Source organism: Streptomyces cyaneofuscatus (genome assembly GCF_033109485.1).
In the GTDB taxonomy this organism is placed as follows: Bacteria; Actinomycetota; Actinomycetes; order Streptomycetales; family Streptomycetaceae; genus Streptomyces; species Streptomyces cyaneofuscatus.
In genome coordinates this window covers 5,237,736-5,258,843 of the sequence record NZ_CP137002.1, presented here as the reverse complement: position 1 = coordinate 5,258,843, position 21,108 = coordinate 5,237,736, and the positions used below count along the sequence as shown (strand labels likewise).

Below are 21,108 nucleotides of genomic sequence, written 5' to 3'. Positions count from 1 at the left end.
ATGGTGTGAACCCGTCGGCGGGGGCGATCCGCAAGGAGCGGTGTGCTCGTATGACTGACGCACAGTGATGGCCATGGATGTCATGCCCCAGCAGGATCCCGAGTCCCGCCGGCCGCCCGAGCCGTCCCCGGAGGGCCCGCACGCCCAGCACGATCCGCACGCCCAGCAGGACCCTTACGTGATGCCCGCCGAAGGCGCCACCGCCGTACCCCCTCCCCCGCCCACTCTGCGGACGACCCTGCGCCGGGCCGCGTTCGGGGCGTTGGCGGCGGGGGTGCTGCTGGCCGGGGCGCTGGTGGCCGTGCCGGACCGGGAGGACGACCGGGCGAAGGAGCCGGGTCCGGTGGAGCGGGCCGAGGCGGCGGCGACGGCGGGCTCCCCCGCCTCCCTCTCGGACCTGACCGCGCTGATCGGGGACCGGCAGAAGTGGGTGGAGGCGCATCCGGGCGACGCGCCGTCGTGGGCGACGCTCGGTTCGGCGTACGTGGAGTGGGGGCGGCGCTCGGCGGACGCGGCGTACTTCGGGCGCGCGGAGGAGGCGCTGAAGCGGTCGCTGGAGGAGCAGCCGGGTGAGCGCGGCAACGGGGAGGCGTGGGTGGGGATGGCGGCGCTGGCCAACGCCCGGCACGACTTCCTGGCGGCGAAGCGGTGGGGCGAGACGGTACGGAAGCAGGACCCGAAGACCTGGAGCGTGTACCCGGTCCTCATCGACGCCTACACCGGTCTCGGGGACGTCAAGGCGGCGACCGGGGCGACGGAGAAGTTCGGCGAGCTGCGCAAGGGCGTCCCCGCGCTGGCCCGCACCGCCGACCTCTACCGGGGCCAGGGCTGGCGCGAGGACGCGCTCGCCACCGCCCGGGAGGCCGCGGACCGGGCGACCGCGCCCGCCGAGAAGGCCGAGGCGCTGCACCGGCTGGGCGAGCTGGCCTGGGAGCGGGGCGAGCCGGAGGAGGCGGTGGCGCAGTTCGACGCGGCGCTGCGCACGGACGCCGGCCACCACGCGTCGCTGGCGGGCAAGGCCCGGGCGCTGGTGGCACTGGACCGGACGGGCGAGGCGGTGGCCGCGTACCAGAGCGTCATCACCAAGCTCCCGCGCCCGGCGTACGCCCTCGAACTGGGCGAGCTGTACGCGTCCCTGGAGCTCGACGGCGACGCGCGGAGCCAGTACGAGAAGCTGGCCGGGCTGCTGGAGCAGGCCAAGGCGGCCGGGGTCGACGAGTCGGTGGTCCAGTCCCGGTACGAGAGCGACCACGGGGACCCGGCGGTGGCGGTGGAGCTGCTGCGCGGCCAGTGGAAGAAGCAGCACCGCAGTGCGGCGGTGGCGGACGCGCTGGGCTGGGCGCTGCACCGGGCGGGCAAGTCGGAGGAGGGGCTGGAGTACGCCCAGCAGGCCGTGGACACGGGGGTGCGGAACGCCTCGTACGCGTACCACCTCGGCATGATCGAACGGGAGCTGGCACAGTACGGTCCGGCCCGCCGCCACCTTCAGGAGGCGCTGCGCACCAACCCGGCCTTCTCGCCGCTGGACGCGCCGAAGGCCCGGGAGGCGCTGGAGACGCTCGGTGAGCCGCCGCCGGGCGGGCCGGGGGACATGCAGCCGCCGCCCCCGCCTCCGCCTCCGGCGCCTGAGCCGAAGCGGAAGACCGAGCCGGAGCCTGAACCCGAGCGGGAGCCGAAGCCCGAGCCGAAGCGGGAGTCACCGAAGCCCGAGGCCCCGGCGCCCGCTCCTTCGCAGACGGCTCCGGCCCCGTCGAAGGCGGCCCCGAGCAGCCCGGCCGCGGTGGAGGCGGACGCCTCGAAGTCCCTGTAGAACGGCTGCCGGAAGCGGCGTACGCCACCGCGGTCCGGGGTGCTGCCCGGGACCGCGGTGGCGTGTGTATCCGCGGAAAGGCTGGGCTCAGAGGTTGCCGCGCTTCTCCTGCTCGCGCTCGATCGCCTCGAACAGGGCCTTGAAGTTGCCCTTGCCGAAGCCCATGGAGCCGTGGCGCTCGATCATCTCGAAGAAGACGGTCGGGCGGTCCTGGACCGGCTTGGTGAAGATCTGCAGCAGGTAGCCGTCCTCGTCGCGGTCGACCAGGATCTTCAGCTCGCGCAGCGTCTCGACCGGCACCCGGGTCTCGCCGGCCCACTCGCCGAGGGTGTCGTAGTACGAGTCGGGGACGTCCAGGAACCGGACGCCCGCCGCGCGCATGGCACGCACCGTCGAGACGATGTCGTTGGTGGCGAGCGCCATGTGCTGGACGCCGGGGCCGCCGTAGAACTCCAGGTACTCGTCGATCTGCGACTTCTTCTTCGCGATCGCCGGTTCGTTGATCGGGAACTTCACCTTCTTGGTGCCGTCGGCCACGACCTTGGACATCAGGGCCGAGTACTCGGTCGCGATGTCGTCGCCCACGAACTCCTTCATGTTCGTGAAGCCCATGACCTCGTTGTAGAAGGCGCACCACTCGTTCATCTTGCCGAGTTCGACGTTGCCGACGCAGTGGTCGATGGCCTGGAAGGTGCGCTTGGCCGGGGGCTCGACGATCGGCTCGGCGGCGACGAATCCGGGCAGGTAGGGGCCGTCGTAGCCACTGCGGTCCACCAGCGTGTGGCGGGTCTCGCCGTAGGTGGCGATGGCGGCGAGGACGACCGTGCCGTGCTCGTCCTTGACCTCGTACGGCTCGGCGACCGAGGTGGCACCGTGCTCGACGGCGTACGCGTACGCGACGCGGGCGTCCGGGACCTCGATGGCGAGGTCGATGACGCCGTCGCCGTGTGCGGCGACATGGCCTTCGAGGAAGTGGCCCCAGTCGGTGGCGGCCTTGATCACGGAGGTGAGGACGAACCGGGCGGCGCCGCTCTCCAGGACGTAACTCGCGGTCTCGCGGCTGCCGTTCTCCGGTCCGGAGTAGGCCACGAGTTTCATGCCGAAGGCGGTCGAGTAGTAGTGCGCGGCCTGCTTGGCGTTGCCCACGGCGAAGACGACCGCGTCCATTCCCTTGACCGGGAAGGGGTCGGCCTGCCGGGCGGTGTCAGGGCTGGTGTGCAGAGTCTCAGTCATGTTCGAAGGCTCTCCCCGCATCGCAAGGTGCGCAATAGTTCGCGCATTCACTGGTCAAGATGTGCAGTCACTCGCCATGATGGCCGGACTATCTGTACAGGGTGACCACCGGAGGCGGGCTCGTGGCGATCGATCATCTGGACGGCCGGCTCATCGTGCTGCTCGCGCGGGAGCCGCGGATCGGCGTCCTCGAAGCATCCCGGCGGCTCGGCGTGGCGCGCGGGACCGTACAGGCGCGGCTGGACCGCCTTCAGTCGAATGGCGTCATCCGGGGGTTCGGCCCGGACGTGGACCCGGCGGCGCTCGGCTATCCGGTCACCGCGTTCGCGACGCTGGAGATCAAGCAGGGGCAAGGAGCCGACGTACGGGCCCATTTGGGCGGCGTACCGGAGGTGCTGGAGCTGCACACCACCACCGGGCACGGGGACATGTTCTGCCGGCTGGTGGCCCGTTCCAACGCCGATCTTCAGCGGGTGATCGACCGGGTTGTCGGATTTGATGGCATTGTCCGGGCCTCCACGGCGATCGTCATGGAGAACCCGGTTCCGCTGCGGATCATCCCGCTGGTGGAACAGGCGGCCCAGGACACCGACTAGCGCCTGACCCACGCGGCAGGCCCCGGGCCGAGGGAGTGCCGTGTGAGCTTCTGGGAGTATCTGAACACCCGCCACCAGCAGCTCCTCACGGACGCGTTCCAGCACGTCAGCGCGGTTTTCCAGTGCATGGTCATCGCCACTGTGCTGGGTGTGGTCATCGGGGTGGTGAGCTACCGCAGCGGCTGGGGCGGCTCGCTGGCGATCACCTCCACGGCGACGATCCTCACCATCCCCTCGCTGGCCGCGATCGGTCTGCTGATCCCGCTGGTCGGGCTGGGCGTCGCGCCGACCGTGATCACCCTGACGCTGTACGGGCTGCTGCCCATCGTCCGGAACTCCATCGTGGGGCTGCGAGGCGTCGATCCGGCGCTGGTCGACGCGGCGACGGGCATCGGGATGTCGCGGGTGGCGCGGCTGTGCCGGGTGGAGCTGCCACTCGCCTGGCCGCCGATCCTGACCGGCATCCGGGTCGCGACCCAGATGCTCATGGGCATCGCCGCCATCGCCGCGTACGCCTCCGGGCCCGGCCTCGGCAACGAGATCTTCCGGGGCATCGCCTCGCTGGGCAGCGCCAACGCGATCAACCAGGTCCTCGCGGGCACGCTCGGCATCGTCGTGCTCGCCCTGCTCTTCGACGCCGCGTACGTCCTGCTGGGGCGGCTGACCATCCCGAGGGGGATCCGTGCCTGAGACCGAGACTGTTCCGCCGAGGGAGAGCGTCGCCACCTCCGGGGCCACGATCGAGCTGGAGAACCTGACCAAGCGGTACCCGGGCAACCCGAACCCGGCCGTCGAGAACGTCTCGATGGAGATCAAGGCCGGTGAGACGGTGATCTTCGTCGGCCCGTCCGGCTGCGGGAAGTCCACCACGCTGAAGATGATCAACCGGCTGATCGAGCCGACCTCGGGCCGGATCAGGATCGGCGACGAGGACGTCACCGACATCGACCCGGTGAAGCTGCGCCGCAAGATCGGGTACGCGATCCAGTCCTCCGGCCTCTTCCCGCACATGACGGTCGCGGACAACATCGCGCTGGTCCCGAAGATGGTCGGCTGGTCCAAGTCCCGGGTGAAGGACCGGGTGGAGGAGATGCTCGACCTGGTGGGCCTGGACCCGCGCGAGTTCCACGGCCGCTATCCGCGCCAGCTCTCCGGGGGCCAGCAGCAGCGGGTGGGCGTGGCGCGGGCGCTGGCGGCGGACCCGCCCGTCCTCCTCATGGACGAGCCGTTCGGGGCGGTCGACCCGATCACCCGCGACCACCTCCAGGACGAGCTGATCCGGCTCCAGCACGAGCTGCACAAGACGATCGTGTTCGTCACCCACGACTTCGACGAGGCGATCAAGCTGGGCGACCGGATCGCCGTACTGCGGGAGCGGTCGCACATCGCGCAGTTCGACACCCCCGAGGCGATCCTGACCAACCCGACGGACGACTTCGTCTCCGGTTTCGTCGGCGCGGGCGCGGCCCTCAAGCGCCTCAACCTCACCCGCGTACGGGATGTGGGCATCGCGGACTTCCCGACGGTGACGGTCGAGGACCCGCTCCAGACGATCTTCAACAAGCTGCGCAACGGCCCGCACAACGAGCTGCTGATGCTGGACCGGCAGAACCGCCCGTACAAGTGGCTGCGGCGCGGCGACCTGATGCGGGCGCGCGGTTCGCTGGCGCGGGCCGGGCAGCTGGTCCACGACACGGTGACCCGGGACGCCACGCTGCACGACGCGCTGGAGGCGGTGCTGACGGACAGCGGGGGGCGGGTCGCGGTGACCGGGCGGCGCGGTGAGTTCATCGGGGTCGTCGACATGAAGACGCTGATGGACAACGTGCAGGAGCTGCTGGAGGCCGACCGGCTGACCGCGATGGAGCACCAGCACGAGCTGGAGGAGCAGCGCGTCCACCAGACCGAGCAGGAGCTGGAGGGGGGTGGCGGCGGAGTATGAGCCCCAGCCACCCGTCAGGCTCCGGCAAGGGCCCGGCCGCCCCCACCCGGCCGCCGGGCGAGCACGACGTCAAGGGCCACGCGTTCCACGACGAGGAGAGCGACCCCTCCCCCGCCCCGGCCGCCCCGGCGCGCCGGATCACCTGGCGGAAGCTGGTGGTCCTGCCGGCGGTGCTGGCGGTCATCCTGGTCGTCACGTACGTGTGGATCACCAACATCCACCTGGACTCGATCGCGGAGAACTCCCTCTCCGGCGGCAATGTGCAGCTGCGCTGGTGGCAGCATGTGCGGCTGACGGCGATCTCCACCTTCTGGGTGCTGATCATCGCGATCCCGCTGGGCATCGCGCTGACCCGGCGGCGGCTGCGGAAGGCGGCCCCGGCGTTCACGGCGCTGGCCAACATCGGGCAGGCGACCCCGGCGATCGGTCTGCTGGCGCTGCTGGTGATCTGGCTGGGCATCGGGCCCCGCACGGCGATCATCGGCATCGTGATCTACGCGGTGCTGCCGGTGCTCTCCAACACGGTGGCGGGTCTGCGGGCGATCGAGCCGAACATGATCGAGGCGGCGCGCGGGATGGGGATGTCCGGGCGGGGCGTCCTGCTGAAGGTGGAGCTGCCGCTGGCGGTGCCGCTGATCCTGGCGGGAGTCCGTACGGCACTGGTCCTGAACGTGGGTACGGCGACACTGGCCACGTTCGGTGGGGGCGGCGGGCTCGGCGACCTGATCACCTCGGGGATCCAGACGCAGCGGATGCCGGTGCTGATCATCGGCTCGGTGCTGACGGTGGTGCTGGCGCTGCTGGTGGACTGGCTGGCCTCGCTGGCCGAACTGGCGCTGACGCCGCGCGGGCTGGAGGAGCGGTGAGGATGACGACGTACGGTGTGCGGCGCCGGGTCCTGGTGGCCGCCGCGTCCTTGGTGCTGCTGGTGGGCGGCTGCGGGCTCAAGAGCGGTTCGCCGATGGTGGACGACGTGTCGCCGGGGTCGGTCGGGCAGGGCGAGCCGCTGAAGGGCGCCACGCTGACGGTGACCTCGAAGAACTTCAGCGAGAACATCATCCTCGGCCAGATGACCGGCCTGGTCTTCAAGGCGGCCGGGGCGGAGGTCCTGGACCGGACAAATCTGCCGGGCTCGATCAGCGCCCGTGAGGCCATCATCAACGGCGACGCGGACGCGCAGTGGGACTACACCGGCACCGGCTGGATCACCTTCCTCGGCCACGCCGACCCCATCGTCGACCCGCAGGAGCAGTACGAGGCGGTACGGGACGAGGACAAGGGCAACGGGGTGGTCTGGCTGCCGCCGGCCCCGCTCGACAACACGTACGCGCTGGCCATCAGCAAGAAGAACAACGCCCGCTACAAGCTGAAGACCCTCTCGGACGTGGCCGCCCTCGCGAAGAAGGACCCGGGTGCGGTGACGATCTGCGTGGAGAACGAGTTCGCCTCCCGCGACGACGGGCTGCCCGGCATGGAGAAGCGGTACGGGATGAAGATCCCGGCCGGCAACATCCAGAAGATGGACGCCGGGATCATCTACACCCAGGTCTCCGAGTCCGACTCCTGCCTGCTGGGCGAGGTGTTCACCACCGACGGCCGGATCAAGGCGATGGACCTGGACGTGCTGGAGGACGACAAGAACTTCTTCCCCAACTACAACGCCTCCCCGGTCGTCCACCTGGCGACCTTCGAGAAGTACCCGGTGATCGCGGAGCTGCTGGCCCCGCTCACGAAGAAGCTGACGACCGAAGTCGCGCAGACGCTGAACGCGAAGGTGGACGTGGACGGGGAGGACCCGCACGAGGTGGCGAAGGACTGGCTGGTGGCGGAGGGGTTCATCGAGGAGGGGTGAGGGGGCGGGGCGAGGGGGCGAGGCGAGTTACAAAGAGAGCGTTGCAAAGAATCCCTTGCAAAGAGACCTTTGCATGCCTACGGTCGAAGCATGACGGAGAACGAGACCGGCCGGCGCGCCCCCGCCCACGGGCGGAACATCCACAACGTCAACGCCCGTACGCTGCGCACCCTCGCGCACCCCCTGCGGATCCGACTGCTCAACGCCCTGCGGGAGTTCGGCCCCGCCACCGCCTCCCGGCTGGGCGAGCGGCTGGGCGAGTCCAGCGGGGCGACCAGCTACCACCTGCGCCAACTGGCGGAGGGCGGGCTGGTCGAGGACGCACCGGAGCTGGGCAAGGGCCGGGAGCGGTGGTGGCGGTCGGTGCACGAGGGCTCCGTCTTCGAGAGCGCGGACTTCCTGACGCACGCCGACCCGGAGGTGCGCGGGGCGATCGACGTCGTCATGCACGAGGTGGCCACCACCCATGCCCAGGAGCTGAACACCTGGCTCGGCACGATGGGCGAATGGCCGCAGGAGTGGCGGCGAAGCTCGGACATGAGCGACTTCAAACTCCGCCTCACGCCTGAACTGGCACGGGAGTTGTCGCAGAAACTCCACGCCGTCGCCGAGAGCTACCGGGACCGTGTCCCGGAGGGCACCGAGGGTTCCGCGGTCGTGCGGACCCACCTGCACGTCTTCCCCCGCCCCTCCGAATGAGCAGCGCACCCCGAAAGCCCGCGGGCCGCCGCACACCGCTCGCCGCCACGCTCGCTGCCAACTCCATCTCCACCGCCGGGACTTCACTCACCCTGATCGGTGTCCCCTGGTTCGTCCTGGAGACCACCGGCAGCGCCGGCCGGGCGGGCGTCGTCGCGTTCTGCGCCACCCTGCCGATCGTCCTCGCCGCGCTGATCGGCGGGCCGTTCATCGACCGGATCGGCCGCCGCCGGGTCGCCATCGCCTCGGACACGGTGTGCGGCCTCGCCATCGCCGCGATCCCGGTGCTGCACCACGTGGGCGCCCTCGAATTCTGGATGCTCTGCGCACTGATGGCGCTGAACGGGTTCGCGCACACCCCGGGCAACACCGCCCGGTACGTGCTCATCCCGGACCTCGCGGAGCACGCGGGCACCACGCTCCCCCGGGCCGCCAGCCTCTTCGACGCGGTCTCGCGCGGGGCCAGGATGGTCGGCGCGGCGCTGGCCGGAGTGCTCATCGCCTTCGCCGGATCGGAGACCGTACTCCTCCTGGACGCCGCGACGTTCGCTCTCTCCGCCCTGCTGATCGCCGTCGGGGTACGGGGGTTGAGCTCGGCCGAGCCGCGCAAGGGCGGGGCGCCCGTCTCGCTGCACACGTATGGCACCGAACTCCGTGAGGGCTACGGGCACTTGCTGGGCAACCGGCTGCTGCTGGCGGTCGTGGTGATGGTGATGGTGATGAACGGTACCGACCAGGGCTGGAACGCCGTCCTGCTCCCGGTGCACGCCGAGGCCGAGTTGGGCGGGGCGAAGGCGATCGGGCTGCTCACCGCGCTGTTCGGGGCGGGCGGGCTGACGGGCGCGCTGCTGTACGGGGCGGTGGGGCACCGGTTCTCGCGGCGGGCGGTGTTCACGGTGTGCGTGATCCTGTGCGGCGCGCCGCGCTTCCTCGTCGCCGGGGTGACCGGGACGGTGCTGCCGCTGGCGGTGACCATGCTGCTGGGCGGGATCGCGGGCGGGGTGCTGAACCCGATCCTGACGACGGTGATCTACGAGCGGGTCCCCGACCGGCTGCGCAGCCGGGTCTCGGGGGCGCTGACCGCCGGCTGCGAGTTCGCGATGCCGGTGGGCGGTCTGGCGGCCGGGCTGCTGGTGGAGGGGATGGGCGCGTCGGGGGCGCTGCTGGCGATGGGCGGGGTGTACCTCGTGGCGACGCTGAGCCCGCTGGTGTTCCCGTCGTGGCGGACGATGGAGGGGCCGGCGGAGGAAGGGGAGGCGGGTCAGGAGGTCTCCGTACCGCAGTCCGAGGTCACGTCCGAGGTCGGCGACTCGGCACCATCTCCGGAGGTCAGCGGCTCGGCACCTTCGCCGGAGGTCAGCAGCTCGGCACCTTCCCGCCCTGCTCCAGCGCCTTGAGCGCGTCCACCGCGCCGCCCAGGGTGGTGACGGGGATCAGCCGCAGCCCGTCGGGCCGCTCGGCCTCCGCCTCGCGGCACTCGGCCTTCGGGACGAGGAAGACGGTGGCCCCGTCGCGGTGGGCGGCCTGGGTCTTCATGGAGACCCCGCCGACCGCGCCGACCGCGCCGTCCGCGCTGATCGTCCCCGTACCGGCGATGGTGTGGCCCCCGGTGAGGTCGCCGCCCTTGCCGTCGCCGTCGAGCTTGTCGATGATGCCGAGGGAGAGGAAGAGTCCGGCGCTGGGCCCGCCGATGTCGCCGAGGTCCACGGTCACCCGCATCGAGCCGGGCTTGCGCTTCAGCTGGTTCAGGGCCGCGTCGACGGCGACGTTCTGGGACTGCTTCATGTCGTTGAGATTGTGCTTCTCGATCTCCTGCTCGGAGCCGCCCGTCGGGTAGACGGAGTCCCGGGGCATGACCGCCCGGTCCGTACGGAACCAGCCGTCCAGCACGTTGCCGATCCGGATGTCCGCCGTGGGCCCGGTGGCGACGATGGTGGTCATCCGCAGCTGCCCGTCGGTGGGCCGGGTCTCCGCGCCGGTGATGGTGATCACCGGCTTGCCCCGGTCCTTGCCGAGCACGTCGGCGGTCACCCCGGGCTGCGCCACGGTGAAGGGCAGCGGCGCGAGGGCCGCCGTACCGAGGAGGGCGAGGACGGGCAGCGCGCAGAGGGCGAGCGCGCGGGGGCGCGGGAGACGAGTGAGCACCCGTCCAATCTAACCGCCGCGCGGAAGCGGGAACGCGCCAGGCGTACGCCCCCGCCGCACCGCTGCCGCAGAGAGCGCCGCGGGCGCGACGGCCGGGACGCGTGGCCCCGGCCACCCGCCCGCGCCGCACCGCGCCCCGCGCGCTACCGCAGGGCGTCCGCCACTTCCTGGGCGGCGTCGAGCACCCGGGGCCCGACCCGTTCCGGTACGGCGTCGGCGAGCATGACCACGCCGACGCTCCCCTCCACCCCCGACACCCCGACCAGCGGCGCGGCCGCCCCGCTGGCACCGGCTTCGAGCTCGCCGTGGGTGAGGGTGTAGCCGGGGTGCCCGGCCGCGGTGTGCTGGCGGGCGGAGAGGATGGCCCGCCCGGCGGCACCGCGGTCCAGCGGGTGCCGGAAGCCCGCCCGGTAGGCCACGTGGTAGTCGGTCCAGGTCGGCTCCACGACGGCGACCGCGAGGGCGTCGCTGCCGTCGACGAGCGTGAGGTGGGCGGTGGCCCCTATGTCCTCGGCCAGGGAACGCAGCGCGGGCAGCGCGGCCTCCCGGACGAGGGGGTGCACCTGACGGCCCAGGCGCAGCACACCGAGTCCGACCCGGGCGCGGCCGCCCAGATCACGACGGACCAGGGCGTGCTGCTCCAGGGTGGCGAGCAGCCGGTAGACGACGGTGCGGTTGACCCCGAGCTTGTTGGACAGCTCGGTGACGGTCAGGCCGTGGTCGGTATCGGCGAGCAGTTTGAGGACCCGCAGTCCTCGGTCGAGCGTCTGGGAAGTCTCCGCTGTCACGACGCCCTCTCCTCTTCGGGTGAGCGACGGCGGCCCTGCTCCGGGGGTTGCGGCACCGGTCCCAGCGGCGACGCACGGAGAGGCCGCCGGTCTGGCCATAGGCACCGGCTGCGCTCCGCGGCGGCTCTGCCACGGGGCGTTCATATGGCGGGGACAGTAGCGAGCCAGTCCGCTCAGCGGAAGCCCTCGTCCAGAATCCGGGCGCCCCGCCGGGCGGGGCCCCGACCGTATGACATAACCGCCGGTCAGCGCGGTGGCGTCCGGAACGCGAACATCTACGCGCGTCCAGGAGGACAGACGTGGTGGTGACCCTTCGTACACCTCATGTGAACTGCCGTTAACTCATCGTGAAGGATTGGTGCATCATTTTTCGTCGTTCGACGACCGAACGCCTGCGGCTCACAACGCTGTTGGTACCTTCCGCTGACAAGCTGACAAGCGGTCACCTGACGGAGGCCGCGCAGTTCACGGGAGGCGCGCACCTTCATGGCGTGGGACGAGTGGGAAAAGTTAAAGGCCCAGGCGGCCGAGGAGCAATCGACCCGGATGCGGCTGAACCAGCTGGCCCCGGAGCCGGGCGGAGGCGGCAACCAGCAGGGTGACCTCAAGGTCAACCAGAGGGACCTGGCCGCGATCGGGGACGCCGCTTTCGAGCTCCGCCAGGAATTCGAGCAGGTCGGCAACCACGCCCGTGCCGCCTCGCAGAAGGCGGCAGGCGGGCTGAAGTCCGAGGGGTTCGCGCTCGGCGGCGCGCTGGATCACGTCGCCTCGCGCTGGATCGACCAGTCCAGGTCGCTGCTGGACGCAACGGCCCACATCTCCAACCACCTCGACTACACCAAGGGCGCCCACGCGGGCGACGAGGTCCACATCGCAGGGACGGTCAGCAGCATCTCCACGCTCGACGCGGGCTTCAACGAGCGGAAGGGCTCCTGATGGATCTCGACGCCCTCCGCTTCGGCAACTTCTCCCAGCTCGGTGAGGCGATCACCGACTGGAACCAGATGGCCAAGAAGCTGGAAACCCTCAAGGGTGACGCCAAGGACAACTTGGCCGGCAAGGCGGCCAAGGCCCGCTGGGCCGGGGAGAACGCAACGGTCACCCGAACCTTCGTGGAGAAGACCGCCGGTGAGTTCGCCGACGCCCACACCCAGGCTCGTACGATCGCCCGCATCCTCGGCGACACCCGCGACGAGCTGGTCGCCTTCCGGACCGAGCTGACCGAGGCGATCGCCCAGGGCGCGAAGAAGAACCTGACAGTCAGGGACACGGGTGAGGGCTCGTTCACCGTCACGATGAACATTCACCCCGACCGCGCCGCCAAGGGCACCACGCTCCCCGAGCACAGCCAGAGCGACGTGGACGGGCTGCGCGACCAGGTCGAGGCAATCATGAAGAAGGCCACGCACAGCGACACCAGCGCCGCCGAGGCGCTGCGGCTCATCGTGGACCAGGCCACGTACGGGTTCTCCGGCGCGGACTACGCCGACCGGGACTCGGCGGCCAAGGCCGTCGCCGAGGCGGAGGCGATCGCCAAGATCCTCAAGAAGGATCCGGCCGACATCACGCCGACCGAACTGAACAAGGTCAACGTGACGCTCGCCGGCTACGGCAAGGACCCGCTGTTCGCGGAGAAGCTCGCCACCTCGACGACGCCCGACGGGCTCCTGAAGTTCTACGCCGGCATCGCCGACCCGTACCAGGGATACGGGGCAGACCCGAAGCAGCGGATGGAGCAGGCCAAGCTCCTCCAGAAGAACCTGGGCATCGCCCTGGGCACCGCCACGCTCTCCGACAGCGCGGCCATGCGGTCCTGGGAACAGAAAATGATCAAGCTGGGTCCGGACGAACTCGGCACCGATCACGCGAACAACCCTCGCGGGTTCGCCGTCATGAGCAACCTCATGCGATTCGGCGACTACGACGACCAGTTCCTCAACGACTACGGCGAGAAGCTCGTGGCGTTCGACAAGGAGCGCAATGTCGAGCACATGAGCCCGTGGATCAACAACTGGAACAACGGCGACCTGAACTTCTACAGCGAGAACGACCGGGGCCGGGACCCGATGACCGGATTCCTGGAGGCCCTCGGCCACAACCCCGGCGCCTCGACACAGTTCTTCGCCCAGCCGGACGGCGCCGGGGCGGGCGTCGACAAGGAATCCGAGGTGAACGAGAACCTCAAGTACCTCACCAAGGAGCGCATCTGGCTGTCCGATGTCTACGTCATGGGCGGCGACAACAAGGTCATCGCCGGCCACGACGCCCTCGGCCACGCCCTGGAGGCCGCCGCCACCGGATACGCGTACGATGCCGAGCCGATGTCCGCCAAGGACCCGATGACTCCCGGCAACCGCGACCTGCGCACGGCGGAGACGGCGGGCGTCATGGAGCAGGTCGTGTTCCTCTACGGGAGCGAGGACGGTCCGAAGATGCTCCATGAGCAGTCACAGCTGGCCGACAGCCTCGGCAAGATGGGGGCTGCGTATATCGATGACATCAATTACGGCCTGTCGGGGATCGGCGACAGCGCGAAGGACCCGGACGCCTTTCCCGCGAAGTACGCGGGGCGGGCCGAATTCGGCAACCAGGGCGCCATCGACTTTCTCAGCGTGCTCGGCCAGAACGAGACCTCACACGGTGTCGTCACTGCGGCACAGCACCTATACACGCTGAGCGCGTTGGACGCCAACCCGGCCACGAGCGCGCAGAACATCGACAACGCGCACGACGCTCTGACAACAGGGGCCGAAGCCCGCGGCATCCTCGACCACGCCCGCGTGCAGCAGGCCGAGACGACGTACAAGGACGAGGCGGAGCAGCAGAACAAGTCGCTCGGTCGTTCCGGGGACTGGGTCAAGCTGGGCGCCGGGGTCGTGGTGGGCGGTGGCATCGCCGCGATTCCGCTGCCCGGGTCGACTGCGGCAGCCCTCGTGGTCGCCCCGCTGGCCGCGGACACGGTCGGAAACGCGGTCAACACCTTTATCGGACAAGAGATCGACAAGAGCATCGACAAGAGCGAGAAGGACCCGACGGAACAGGCGCAGCTCACCAGTCAGGAGTTCTACGGGAAAGGCACCGCCGAACTGGGTGCGGCTTACGACAACTATCTCAAGGAGAATCCCCGGATGGACATGTCCGCCGACCGGTCGGACTGGACCCAGGACGTCAAGAATGCCTACGACACAGGCTCGGGCCAGGGTGACACCCGCGGTCGCCCCGCCTACAAGGACTGAGCCACGATGCTACGGACCACGAAGGGCGGAGTCTCGGTGGGCAAGGTCTGGCGGTGGGCGGCGTACGGAACGGCGCTCGTCATAGGGGCCGCCGCATGCGGCGACGGTGGAAGCGACGAGGCGGGACAGCCCGTACGTTCCCCGTCCCAGGTGTGTGACGCGACGTTGAAGGCGTCGGCCCGGAAGGCGCTGGAAGATATCGGGGGAACGGACCGGTACACCGAGCTGTCGGGGAACCAGGAGAACGGGGATCCCCGCCGGTTCTCGCTACCACTGGCCGCCGAACGCCTCCACTCGGAATTGCCCCTGCGGAACAAGTGCGCGGTGTACAAGGCCGACGGGAAGAACGACTTCCCGCTCCTTGACATCGGCTTCGAGGCGCAAACCGCCTCTTCGGTTCCGGGAAAGGACGTCAAAGCCGGGGACGGTGAAGTGTTCTACCCGCTCGGTGCCTTCGCAGCGGTGAATTCCAAGCCGGGCAGCGACTACGCGACCCTGATCTTCACCTGTGCGACGAAGGGGCCCGACGGGAGCACCTCCCACGTCAAGGCATCTCTTTATGTCCCGACGGAACAGACACAGCCGGACAGCACGGCCACAGACCGTATGGCCATCCTCAACGACGTGTCTCGTGCCATGGCCGGGCAGCTCGGCTGCGCCGACGAGGCCGCGCTGCCCGCTCAGGTCCCCGGACCCGCGAAGGGCTGACGGTCTGCGTACGGACGACGAGGGCGGAACGCGTATCCGTACGCGTTCCGCCCTCCTCCTCTCTCCCGTGCGCACGGACCTCCGCGCGCCCGCTCACGTCATGCGGGTGGCCCACTCCTGGACCTTGGCGATCCGCTGCTGGATCTGGTGGGCGGTCGCCTCGGCGCTCGGGGGGCCGCCGCAGACGCGGCGCAGTTCGTTGTGGAGCACGCCGTGGGGCTTGCCGCTCTGGTGGGTGTAGGCGGAGACCATCGTGTTGAGCTGCTTACGCAGGCTCAGCAGCTGCTTGTGGGTGACGACGGGCCGCGCCTCGGCGGGCTTCTCCAGGAGGTCGGCCTCCTCGGCCGGCTTCTGGCGGCTGTGCGCGATCTGCCGGCTCTGGCGCTTCTGGAGGAGGAGCTGCACCTGGTCGGGTTCGAGGAGGCCGGGGATGCCGAGGTAGTCCTGCTCCTCCTCACTGCCCGGGTGGGCCTGCATGCCGAACTCGGCGCCGTCGTACAGCACCCGGTCGAAGACCGCGTCGGACTCCAGTGCCTCGAAGGGCAGTTGCTCCTCGGTCTCCTCGTCCTCCAGCCGCTCGGCGTCGGCGAGGAGCTTGTCCTCCTCCGAGAACGGGTTCTCCTCGTCGCTGCCCTTCTTCGGCTTGTCGAGGACGTGGTCGCGTTCGACCTCCATCTCGTTGGCGAAGTCGAGGAGCATCGGGATCGTCGGTACGAAGACGGAGGCCGTCTCACCGCGCCTGCGGGAGCGCACGAAGCGGCCGACGGCCTGGGCGAAGAAGAGGGGCGTCGAGATGGTGGTCGCGTACACGCCGACGGCGAGCCGCGGCACGTCGACACCCTCGGACACCATGCGCACGGCGACCATCCAGCGCGACTCGTCCGCGCTGAACTTGTCGATCTTCTTCGAGGCGGCCTTCTCGTCGGAGAGGACGACGGTCGGGGTCTCGCCGGTGACCTTCTTCAGGATCTTGGCGTACGCGCGGGCCGAGTCCTGGTCCGTCGCGATGACGAGCCCGCCCGCGTCGGGGATGCCCTTGCGGACCTCGGTGAGCCGCTTGTCGGCGGCGGCCAGCACGTTGGGGATCCACTCCCCGGTGGGGGCGAGCGCGGTGCGCCAGGCCTGGCCGATGGCGTCCTTGGTCATCGGTTCGCCGAGCCGGGCCGCGATCTCGTCGCCGGCCTTGGTGCGCCAGCGCATGTTGCCGCTGTAGCTGAGGAAGATGACCGGCCGGACCACGCCGTCGGCGAGCGCGTTCCCATACCCGTAGGTGTAGTCGGCCGAGGAACGGCGGATGCCGTCGTTCCCCTCCTCGTACTGGACGAAGGGGATCGGGTTGGTGTCCGACCGGAACGGCGTACCGGTCAGCGCGAGCCGCCGGGTCGCCGGGTCGAACGCCTCCTGGCAGGCCTCGCCCCAGGACTTCGAGTCACCGGCGTGGTGGATCTCGTCGAGGATCACGAGGGTCTTGCGCTGCTCGCAGCGGTTGCGGTGCAGCATGGGCCGGACGCCGACACCGGCGTACGTCACGGCGACGCCGTGGTACTCCTTGCTCAGCGGACCGGCGCTGTACTCCGGGTCCAGCTTGATCCCTATGCGGGCGGCCGCCTCCGCCCACTGCTTCTTGAGGTGCTCGGTCGGGGCGACCACGGTGATCTGCTGGACGACATGGTGGTGCAGCAGCCACGACGCGAGGGTCAGCGCGAAGGTGGTCTTGCCGGCGCCGGGCGTGGCGACGGCGAGGAAGTCGCGCGGCTGCTCCTGGACGTACCTCTCCATGGCCCCCTGCTGCCAGGCTCGCAGCTTGTTGGCGGTGCCCCAGGGGGCGCGGCCCGGGAAGGCGGGAGAGAGGTGGTGGGAGGAGGAGGCGGTGGTGGTGGTAGTCACGGTCTCCGGTTCGGGGCGCTCGGGTACGTGGGTCGCTGCCGCTACCGCACCCGGCCCGAAGGACCCGGCCCGCGATACGACAACCGGGCCACCCTACCGGGGGCCCGGCTGAGAACCCGTACGAACGAGTCGCGGTTCGAGTCCGTTGAGACCCTCTTCACAACTGCGGCTACCGGGCGAACCGCGGCAACTGCTCGGCGATCTTGGGCATGTCCAGGGCCCCCTGGCACGCGGCCAGCACAAACCGCTCCGCTTCGTCGACATCGAAGTGCGGATCGAGCGGATGGCCGTTCATGTGGAGAAAGACCCAGGTCGCGTACCACGCGATGCGCTTGTTGCCGTCGACCAGCCCGTGGTTGCGGGCCAGGGACTCCATCAGGGCCGCGGCCTTCTGCCAGACGTCCGGATACGCATCCTGTCCGAACACGCTCGCCTGTGGTCTGGCCAGGGCCGACTCCAGCAGCCCGTAGTCGCGCACCTCCGCAGCGCCGAGCCGTTCCGCCAGGTTCAACACCTCGGGCAGAGTCAGGTACTGCATCAGGCGAGCCTCCGGTTGAGCTCCTCACTCGCCTTCAGCACATGGTCCGCGGCCTCGTTGAAGAGCCGCGAGTGCTCGTTTATGGCAGTGATCACCGCGTCGTGGGCGAACGCCTGCATGCTCTTGCCCTCCGCCTCGGCACGGGAGCGCAGGGAGTCCAGCTCTTCTTCGGTGAACCGCAGATTCAGACCAGCCATAGGCCCATGGTACCGAGTGGTACCGCGCGGTACCACTCACTTCTCCCGTACGACCACCCGCGTAGCCACCCACGCCCCCACCACCGCGACCACCGCCATCGGCACGAACACCGCCGCGAAGGCCGCCGGGTGCGAGCCCGTGGCCGCGCCGGACACCGTGCCGTGGGCCGCCGCGCCCAGGGCCTCGCCGCCGAGGGCCGCGAAGGCGGCGCCGCCGAGGGCCAGGAGCAGGACGTTGGAGAGGCCGTCGGAGATCTGGAGGGCGGCGGAGTTGGAGCCCGCCTCCTCGGGGGCCGACAGCTTCAGCAGGAGCACGCTGGTGGAGGCGATCACCATGCCCATGCCGAAGCAGCCGAAGGCCCAGGCCACGGCGACGATCCAGACCGGGACGGCCGGGATGAGGACGGTCGGCGCGACGGCGATGGACGCGGCCACCAGCACCATCCCGCTCACCATCAGCCGCTCCCGGTACGGCTCCAGGCGCGGCCGGGACTGGACGTACGAGCCGAGCGCCCAGGTCGCGCCGCCCACCGCCAGGGAGAGGCCCGCCATGGTCGGGGTCAGGCCGCGCTGGGTGACCAGCATCAGCGGTACGAAGGACTCGGCCGCGATGAACGAACCGGCCGCCACCCCGCGCAGCAGGATCACCGACGGCAGCCCGCGCGCCGCCCGTACGGTGCCGGTGGGCAGCAGGCCCCGTACGGCGGGCACCAGCAGCGCGACGCCCGCGGCGGCGGGGAGCACGGCGAGCCAGTTCAGCTCCTGGCCCGCGTACTGGAGCAGCCCGGCCCCCGCCGAGATCCCCAGCGCGAGGCGGATGCGGCGGCGGTCGTACGGGGCCGGCGGCGCGTCCGGGTCCGCGGGGCCCGAGGCCATCCGGCGGATCTGCGGAAGGGCCAGGGCCAGCGGGATCACGATCAGGGCGGGGATGCCGACGAAGACCCAGCGCCAGCCGAGGTGCTCGGTCACCGTGCCAGCGGCCAGCGGCCCGACCACGGACGGGATCACCCAGCTCGCGGCGAAGGCGGCCATGATGGCGGGCCGGATGCGTTCGGGGTAGGCGCGCCCGATGACCACGTACAGGGCGACGATCACCAGCCCGCCGCCGAGCCCCTGGACCGCCCGGCCCGCGATGAAGACCCACATGGAGCCGGCCGCCCCGGAGAGCAGCAGCCCCGCGCCGAAGGCGGTGATCCCGGTGGCGAGCGGCTGGAGCGGCCCGCGCCGGTCGGCCCACTGGCCGGAGAGGACCATGGCGAAGAGGCTGGTGGTGAAGTACGCGGAGAAGGCGAACGCGTAGAGCGGGATGCCGTGCAGCTCCCGGGCCGCCACCGGCATCGCCGTACCGACCGCCGTCGCCTCGAACGCGATGAGGAACACCACGGAGACGATGCCGATGCTCAGCGCCCGGTAGGTCCGCCCGAGCACCCCCTCGGCGGCCGCCCCGGTGACCGCCCCGGCCAGATCGTCGGGCAGCGCGTCCGGCATCCCCGGCCGCAGGTCCCCGGGTATGCCGGTCTTCAGATCGGTGGGGAGGTCCGCCGGCAGCCCGGTCGCCGGGTCGGTGGGGCCGCCCGGCAGGTCGTGCGGCAGGTGGGCCCCGCGGTGGTCGTGAGGCAGGTCGGCCCCGCGGTGGTCATGCGGCGGATCGGTCGGCGCGGGGCGCGCGGCGTCGGTGCCGTCACGCTGTTCGGGGGCGGTCATGGCCCCAGAGTAAGGGGCGTGGAGCGGTTTGAGCCCTGTCCCTGGGCCTGCCCCGGGTCGTCCCTTGGTCGTAGGCCGCAGGGCCGGGCGTGAACGGCGTATGGCAGTCACATTGCGTACCGGCCGCTTCCCTTGTGGTCCGCTCCCCGCGCGCCCTAACGTCGAGGACACAACAGCAAACGCATGGCCGTGTGCCCGAGAGGCTCAGGGGCTCGACTGCAACTCGAGTTACACCGGTTCGATTCCGGTCACGGCCTCCGATGAGGCACCGAAAGGCTACGGCCGCCCCTATTCTGCGGGGGCGGCCGTTGCCGTGTCCGGGGCACGGCGTCACGGGGACGCAGGCGCGGCCGGGGCTCGCTCTCCCCTCCTGAGCAACTGAAGCAACGAAAGCAACGAACCCGCGGAAGCACAGGGATCGCACCCATGGCCGTCGTCGTCCTCCTGTTCCTCATAGCCGCGGTATTTCTCGCCGTCGCCCTGATCGGCCCGTACCGCCTGTACTGGCGGGCCCGGCCACGCGCGGCGGGGCAGCCTTCGGAAGCGGCTCTAGCGGTGGGGCGGATCGCCGCGTTCGGGGCCGCCGGGGCCTTCGTCTTCGCGGGCTGCTCGGCCCAGGAAGCGGCCGACCTGGGGGCCTGGACAGCGAGCGAGGTCCGGAAAGCCTCCGAGGACGCGGCGAAGTCGATGGCCTCCGACCCGCAGATCCGCCGCGATCCGGCGGAGGGCTACACCTCACTGATCGAGGCGGCCGTCCGCGAAGCGGGAGAGGGCCAGGGACCCTCGTACCACGTCTCCGTCGAACGAGCCGGTTCCGGTCACTCCTACGCCATCTCGGCGGACGGCTCCGAGGTCTGCATGCACGTCACGGAGGTGAGGTCGGCACAGGGCGGGATCCTGGTGCCGGAAGCGGGTGGCGGCAGCGGGTCCATCGCCACGTACGACCTGACCGCGACGGTCGAGGACGGCGCCTGCTGAACCGGGCGGCGCTCAGGGCGTCTTCAGCTTTTCCATCACGTCGCGCATGTCACTGATCATGTCGGCGTGGAACGACTCCGGCGCGGGGCCGTCGGGCCATTCGTCCGGCTCCTCGTCGGCTTCAGGTTCCGCGCGGTTCATGACGGCGGAGACGGTGAGCGTGAGGACCGCGGCGCCGTCCAGCACGCTCAGCCGCGTCCCTTCCTCGTCCTCGACCAGCAGATAGGCCCGGTCCCCGAGGTTGGGTACCAGCTCGGGCCGTTTCTCCTCGCCGTCCGTCAGAACCGAGGGCCCCTCGCGGGCCTCGAACTCGGACCGGGGGTCTCTCTCCTTGTACAACTCGACCGTCAGCCCGACGTGGGCGTTGACGCTCCAGCCCTGGGCGTACGTCTCCGCGCCCTCCTCGGAGACGAGTCCTATGAAGCAGCGGACCTGGTGGAGCGCCGGGTGTTCTATGCGTCCCGCGGCGAGGGCGGGGGCGTCCTCGTGCTTCCCCACCGACGCGGTCAGCGCCTTCACCTGCATCGCGGAACACGAGCGGCCGTCCACCTGGTAGCCGCGCGCGTCCGGCTTCCGCGCGACGCCGTCCCCGTACGCGAAGACGGCCGTCGCCCACACCGCGGACGCGACCAGTGCTCCGGCCGCGCCCCAGAGCAGGCCGTGGCCGCGTCTGCGTTCGGACGCGGGCTTCCGGTCGAAGTCGCCCACCGCCTCCGCGGTGTGCTCCGGTCCGAACTCGCCTATCAGCTCCGGCTCGGAAATCATGTTCGGTTCTCCCCCCGGGTCAAGCTGGTC

At 70.5% G+C, this 21,108-nt stretch carries 20 protein-coding genes and 1 tRNA gene; 13 read left to right on the top strand and 8 right to left on the bottom strand.

What is annotated here, in order from left to right; translation table 11 throughout:
• The first annotated feature begins 73 nt into the window (after positions 1–73).
• Entirely contained in the window at positions 74–1,810 is a 1,737-nt protein-coding gene (locus R2B67_RS23170; protein WP_317820734.1) for a tetratricopeptide repeat protein, read from the top strand.
• An 87-nt stretch (positions 1,811–1,897) separates the two neighbouring features.
• Here R2B67_RS23170 and hppD read toward each other — a convergent pair whose 3' ends face one another.
• Entirely contained in the window at positions 1,898–3,043 is a 1,146-nt protein-coding gene (gene hppD / locus R2B67_RS23165) for a 4-hydroxyphenylpyruvate dioxygenase (RefSeq protein WP_317820732.1), read from the bottom strand.
• A gap of 122 nt (positions 3,044–3,165) precedes the next feature.
• On the opposite strand from hppD, the gene R2B67_RS23160 reads away from it, so the two are divergent.
• The 7 genes from R2B67_RS23160 (at position 3,166) to R2B67_RS23130 (ending at position 9,529) form a co-directional block, all read left to right on the top strand.
• Entirely contained in the window at positions 3,166–3,639 is a 474-nt protein-coding gene (locus R2B67_RS23160; protein WP_026241547.1) for an Lrp/AsnC family transcriptional regulator, read from the top strand.
• 42 nt (positions 3,640–3,681) lie between these two features.
• Positions 3,682–4,329, top strand: a complete 648-nt coding sequence (locus tag R2B67_RS23155) for an ABC transporter permease (RefSeq protein ID WP_018512361.1) — start codon at positions 3,682–3,684, stop codon at positions 4,327–4,329.
• A complete protein-coding gene (locus R2B67_RS23150) occupies positions 4,322–5,581 on the top strand; it encodes a betaine/proline/choline family ABC transporter ATP-binding protein (protein ID WP_317820730.1) in 1,260 nt (419 codons plus the stop codon). The genes R2B67_RS23155 and R2B67_RS23150 overlap by 8 nt, the downstream gene beginning before the upstream one ends.
• On the top strand, positions 5,578–6,447 hold the full coding sequence (locus R2B67_RS23145) for an ABC transporter permease (protein ID WP_109977956.1): 870 nt from the start codon (positions 5,578–5,580) through the stop codon (positions 6,445–6,447). Before R2B67_RS23150 ends, R2B67_RS23145 begins: the two co-directional genes overlap by 4 nt.
• A gap of 2 nt (positions 6,448–6,449) precedes the next feature.
• Positions 6,450–7,433, top strand: a complete 984-nt coding sequence (locus R2B67_RS23140; RefSeq protein ID WP_381074008.1) for a glycine betaine ABC transporter substrate-binding protein — start codon at positions 6,450–6,452, stop codon at positions 7,431–7,433.
• 90 nt (positions 7,434–7,523) lie between these two features.
• Positions 7,524–8,132, top strand: coding sequence for an ArsR/SmtB family transcription factor (locus R2B67_RS23135; protein ID WP_317820729.1), 609 nt, complete (start codon positions 7,524–7,526; stop codon positions 8,130–8,132).
• Positions 8,129–9,529, top strand: a complete 1,401-nt coding sequence (locus R2B67_RS23130) for an MFS transporter (protein ID WP_317820724.1) — start codon at positions 8,129–8,131, stop codon at positions 9,527–9,529. Before R2B67_RS23135 ends, R2B67_RS23130 begins: the two co-directional genes overlap by 4 nt.
• Here the strand turns inward: R2B67_RS23130 and R2B67_RS23125 are convergent.
• Together R2B67_RS23125 and R2B67_RS23120 are read right to left on the bottom strand one after the other, a co-directional pair.
• The gene (locus tag R2B67_RS23125) at positions 9,489–10,277 is read right to left on the bottom strand and encodes a S16 family serine protease (protein ID WP_317820722.1); all 789 of its coding nucleotides are present in this window, start codon (positions 10,275–10,277) and stop codon (positions 9,489–9,491) included. The genes R2B67_RS23130 and R2B67_RS23125 overlap by 41 nt on opposite strands.
• 143 nt (positions 10,278–10,420) lie before the next feature.
• The gene (locus R2B67_RS23120; RefSeq protein WP_018512354.1) at positions 10,421–11,065 is read right to left on the bottom strand and encodes an IclR family transcriptional regulator; all 645 of its coding nucleotides are present in this window, start codon (positions 11,063–11,065) and stop codon (positions 10,421–10,423) included.
• A gap of 486 nt (positions 11,066–11,551) precedes the next feature.
• Between R2B67_RS23120 and R2B67_RS23115 the strand changes: the two genes are divergently transcribed.
• The 3 genes from R2B67_RS23115 (at position 11,552) to R2B67_RS23105 (ending at position 15,009) form a co-directional block, all read left to right on the top strand.
• Entirely contained in the window at positions 11,552–12,001 is a 450-nt protein-coding gene (locus tag R2B67_RS23115; protein ID WP_237326138.1) for a hypothetical protein, read from the top strand.
• Positions 12,001–14,301, top strand: a complete 2,301-nt coding sequence (locus tag R2B67_RS23110) for a hypothetical protein (protein ID WP_317820720.1) — start codon at positions 12,001–12,003, stop codon at positions 14,299–14,301. The genes R2B67_RS23115 and R2B67_RS23110 overlap by 1 nt, the downstream gene beginning before the upstream one ends.
• Before the next feature lie 150 nt (positions 14,302–14,451).
• A complete protein-coding gene (locus R2B67_RS23105; protein ID WP_317820718.1) occupies positions 14,452–15,009 on the top strand; it encodes a hypothetical protein in 558 nt (185 codons plus the stop codon).
• 93 nt (positions 15,010–15,102) lie between these two features.
• Here the strand turns inward: R2B67_RS23105 and R2B67_RS23100 are convergent, their stop codons facing one another.
• The 4 genes from R2B67_RS23100 to R2B67_RS23085 form a co-directional block, all read right to left on the bottom strand.
• The gene (locus tag R2B67_RS23100; protein WP_317820716.1) at positions 15,103–16,896 is read right to left on the bottom strand and encodes a DEAD/DEAH box helicase; all 1,794 of its coding nucleotides are present in this window, start codon (positions 16,894–16,896) and stop codon (positions 15,103–15,105) included.
• Positions 16,897–17,065: 169 nt separating this feature from the next.
• Positions 17,066–17,434 carry a type II toxin-antitoxin system death-on-curing family toxin gene (locus R2B67_RS23095; RefSeq protein ID WP_317820715.1) on the bottom strand — a complete coding sequence of 123 codons (369 nt, stop codon included), beginning with the start codon at positions 17,432–17,434 and terminating at the stop codon, positions 17,066–17,068.
• Positions 17,434–17,631, bottom strand: coding sequence for a hypothetical protein (locus R2B67_RS23090; protein WP_018488586.1), 198 nt, complete (start codon positions 17,629–17,631; stop codon positions 17,434–17,436). The genes R2B67_RS23095 and R2B67_RS23090 overlap by 1 nt, the downstream gene beginning before the upstream one ends.
• Before the next feature lie 36 nt (positions 17,632–17,667).
• A complete protein-coding gene (locus R2B67_RS23085) occupies positions 17,668–19,335 on the bottom strand; it encodes an MFS transporter (RefSeq protein ID WP_381074017.1) in 1,668 nt (555 codons plus the stop codon).
• Between the two features lie 185 nt (positions 19,336–19,520).
• Between R2B67_RS23085 and R2B67_RS23080 the strand changes: the two genes are divergently transcribed.
• Both R2B67_RS23080 and R2B67_RS23075 read left to right on the top strand, forming a co-directional pair.
• A tRNA-Cys gene (locus R2B67_RS23080) sits at positions 19,521–19,592 on the top strand.
• 169 nt (positions 19,593–19,761) lie between these two features.
• On the top strand, positions 19,762–20,313 hold the full coding sequence (locus R2B67_RS23075; protein WP_317820713.1) for a hypothetical protein: 552 nt from the start codon (positions 19,762–19,764) through the stop codon (positions 20,311–20,313).
• Positions 20,314–20,325: 12 nt separating this feature from the next.
• On the opposite strand, the gene R2B67_RS23070 is transcribed toward R2B67_RS23075, so the two are convergent.
• Complete coding sequence (locus tag R2B67_RS23070; protein WP_317820712.1) at positions 20,326–21,078, bottom strand: hypothetical protein; 753 nt, start codon at positions 21,076–21,078, stop codon at positions 20,326–20,328.
• Between the last annotated feature and the right edge of the window lie 30 nt (positions 21,079–21,108).

Excerpts from the sequence above, each read along its gene's own strand:
- R2B67_RS23110 (WP_317820720.1), top strand. The coding sequence starts at position 12,001 with ATGGATCTCGACGCCCTCCGCTTCGGCAACTTCTCCCAGCTCGGTGAG.
- R2B67_RS23070 (WP_317820712.1), bottom strand. The coding sequence starts at position 21,078 with ATGATTTCCGAGCCGGAGCTGATAGGCGAGTTCGGACCGGAGCACACC.
- R2B67_RS23085 (WP_381074017.1), bottom strand. The coding sequence starts at position 19,335 with ATGACCGCCCCCGAACAGCGTGACGGCACCGACGCCGCGCGCCCCGCG.
- R2B67_RS23145 (WP_109977956.1), top strand. The coding sequence starts at position 5,578 with ATGAGCCCCAGCCACCCGTCAGGCTCCGGCAAGGGCCCGGCCGCCCCC.
- R2B67_RS23170 (WP_317820734.1), top strand. The coding sequence starts at position 74 with ATGGATGTCATGCCCCAGCAGGATCCCGAGTCCCGCCGGCCGCCCGAG.
- R2B67_RS23140 (WP_381074008.1), top strand. The coding sequence starts at position 6,450 with ATGACGACGTACGGTGTGCGGCGCCGGGTCCTGGTGGCCGCCGCGTCC.
- R2B67_RS23135 (WP_317820729.1), top strand. The coding sequence starts at position 7,524 with ATGACGGAGAACGAGACCGGCCGGCGCGCCCCCGCCCACGGGCGGAAC.
- R2B67_RS23130 (WP_317820724.1), top strand. The coding sequence starts at position 8,129 with ATGAGCAGCGCACCCCGAAAGCCCGCGGGCCGCCGCACACCGCTCGCC.
- R2B67_RS23090 (WP_018488586.1), bottom strand. The coding sequence starts at position 17,631 with ATGGCTGGTCTGAATCTGCGGTTCACCGAAGAAGAGCTGGACTCCCTG.
- R2B67_RS23115 (WP_237326138.1), top strand. The coding sequence starts at position 11,552 with ATGGCGTGGGACGAGTGGGAAAAGTTAAAGGCCCAGGCGGCCGAGGAG.
- hppD (WP_317820732.1), bottom strand. The coding sequence starts at position 3,043 with ATGACTGAGACTCTGCACACCAGCCCTGACACCGCCCGGCAGGCCGAC.
- R2B67_RS23095 (WP_317820715.1), bottom strand. The coding sequence starts at position 17,434 with ATGCAGTACCTGACTCTGCCCGAGGTGTTGAACCTGGCGGAACGGCTC.
- R2B67_RS23075 (WP_317820713.1), top strand. The coding sequence starts at position 19,762 with ATGGCCGTCGTCGTCCTCCTGTTCCTCATAGCCGCGGTATTTCTCGCC.